Origin of the sequence: Achromobacter sp. GbtcB20 (assembly GCF_019091095.1) — a bacterium.
Classification (GTDB): domain Bacteria; phylum Pseudomonadota; class Gammaproteobacteria; order Burkholderiales; family Burkholderiaceae_B; genus Achromobacter; species Achromobacter mucicolens.
In genome coordinates, this window is the sequence record NZ_JAGXJZ010000805.1 from 1 (window position 1) to 243 (window position 243).

A 243-nucleotide genomic window follows, 5' to 3' on the forward strand; every position below is an offset into this window, starting at 1 on the left:
GCCGCCGCGCAGCGGGGCGCGCAGGTCGTGGCCCTGGGTCGCGAACAGGCAGGTGTAGAGTTTGCCCTCGGTCGACAGGCGCATGCGGCTGCAGTCCTTGCAGAAGGCGCCGGTGACGCTGGAGATGACGCCGATCTCGCCGCCGCCGTCCTGGTAGCGCCAGCGCGCGGCGGTCTCGCCGGTGTAGTTGGGGTCGAGCGGCGCCAGCGGCATCTCGGCGCCCATCCGGCTCACCACCTCGCT

At 72.8% G+C, this 243-nt stretch carries 1 pseudogene; it reads right to left on the reverse strand.

Annotated elements, in window-relative coordinates:
- Positions 1–243, reverse strand: a pseudogene (locus KVT32_RS31195) (GTP 3',8-cyclase MoaA); the annotation flags it as partial.